At 74.2% G+C, this 1,945-nt stretch carries 2 protein-coding genes; one reads left to right on the top strand and one right to left on the bottom strand.

Annotated elements, in window-relative coordinates; genetic code table 11:
• Window positions 1-1,317, top strand: a 1,317-nt coding sequence (locus AB0M20_RS40700) for an ATP-dependent DNA ligase (RefSeq protein WP_364306560.1), incomplete at its 5' end; no start/stop codon positions are given.
• 104 nt (window positions 1,318-1,421) lie between these two features.
• Here the strand turns inward: AB0M20_RS40700 and AB0M20_RS40705 are convergent.
• Window positions 1,422-1,945: SURF1 family protein (locus AB0M20_RS40705; RefSeq protein WP_364306562.1), on the bottom strand; the 524-nt coding region annotated here is incomplete at its 5' end.

The raw sequence follows: 1,945 nt of genomic DNA on the forward strand, positions 1-1,945 counted from the left end.
GTCGACGCGGCGATCGCCGAGATCTCCGTGGTCGCCGGCGCCGGGTCGCAGGCGCGGCGCAAGGCAATGCTGCACGCGCTGTTCGGCGCGGCGACCGCCGACGAGCAGCGGCTGCTGGTGGGGCTGTTCGGCGGCGAGCTGCGGCAGGGCGCCCAGGCCGGCCTGCTGGCCGACGCGATCGCCCGGGCCGGCGAGGTGCCGCTCACCGCCGTGCGGCGGGCGCTGCTGCTCTCCGGCGACCTCAAGCAGGTCGCGGTCGCCGCGCTGACCGGGGGTGCGGCGGCACTGTCCGAGTTCAGCCTGCGGGTCGGCACGCCGCTCACGCCGATGCTGGCGCAGAGCGCGCCCGACGTCGGCGCCGCGCTGCTCGCCACCGGCGCCCCGGCCACCGTCGACGTGAAGCTCGACGGCATCCGCATCCAGGTGCACCGCTCCGGCGACGAGGTCGCCATCTTCACCCGGAGCCTCGACGACATCACGGCCCGGCTGCCCGACGTGGTCGCCGCGGCCCGTGCGCTGCCGGCCCGCGAGATCGTGCTCGACGGCGAGGCGATGGCGCTCGACGCGGGCGGGCGGCCAAGGCCGTTCCAGGAGACGTCGAGCCGGGCTGCCACCCGCGGCGCCCGGGCGAGCAAGGGTAGCGGTCCGAGTGCCGGGCCGGCGCTGGTCCCGTGGTTCTTCGACCTGCTGCACCTCGACGGCACCGACCTGCTCGACGAGCCCGGCCGGGTGCGCTGGGCGGCGCTGGCCGAGGCGCTCCCGCCGGAGCTGATCGTGGGGCGCCGCATGGTCGAGACCGAGGAGCAGGCGGCGGAGGTGTTCGCGGAGGCGTTGGCCGCCGGTCAGGAAGGCGTGGTGATCAAGGCACAGGGGGCGCCTTACGACGTGGGCCGTCGCGGTTCCGCCTGGGTCAAGGTCAAACCACGGCACACGCTCGACCTGGTGGTGTTGGCCGTCGAGTGGGGACACGGCCGCCGAAAGGGCTGGCTGTCCAATCTGCACCTGGGGGCGCGCGACCCGGAGACGGGCGGCTTCGTGATGCTGGGCAAGACCTTCAAGGGCCTGACCGACGAGCTGCTGCGCTGGCAGACGGAGCGCTTCAAGGAACTGGCCGTCGATGACAACGGCTGGGTGGTGACGGTCCGGCCGGAGCAGGTGGTGGAGATCGCGTTCGACGGGGTGCAGACCTCGCCGCGCTATCCGGGCGGGGTGGCGCTGCGCTTCGCGCGGGTCCTGCGCTACCGAGACGACAAGCGCGCCCACGAGGCCGACACCATCGAGACGGTCAAGTCACTCGGCCACCAACCGCCGTCCTAGGCCGGGGGGTAACGAGGCCGCGGGGAAGGCGGGGAACCGCCGGGGCGGGAGGCCGCGAGAGGCGAAAGGCGGCGCGAGGCAAGAAGCCGCGCGAGATCGGCGGGTCAGTCTTGGTGGCGGGCTGCTGGGATGACTGGAGGTGCCGGGGGCGTGGGGGTGGCTGCCCTGTCGGCCTCTGCCACTCGGTCCCTGCGCTCCGGGTGGTCGTCGCCTCTTGCCTCCTTGCGGGCCTGCCAGCCGAACGCCACCAGGGCCATCAGCGCGAACATCCACCACTGGACCGCGTAGCCGCCGTTCTGCCACGCGTCCTCGTGGTCGACCGGGATCCTGGTGAAACCCTGCGCCGGCTGCATGTCCAGCACGTACGCCCCGTACACCGGGTATGGCATCTCGCCCGCCAGGCGGGGGACCGCCAGGCGGCGCGTGTCGATCCGGCCGTCCCGGCGCTCCAGCGGTGCCGGCTTGCTCTCCGACCGGTGGATCTGGCCGACCACCGTGACCTGCCCCGACGGCGGCGGTGCCGCCACCGGCGCCGCGATCGCCCCGCCCTCGGCCGGCGGCACCCAGCCCCGGTCGACCAGCACCGCCGTGCCGTCCGCCAGCACCAGCGGCGTCACGATCTCGAACC

The organism is Actinoplanes sp. NPDC051633, from assembly GCF_040681735.1.
Classification (GTDB): domain Bacteria; phylum Actinomycetota; class Actinomycetes; order Mycobacteriales; family Micromonosporaceae; genus Actinoplanes.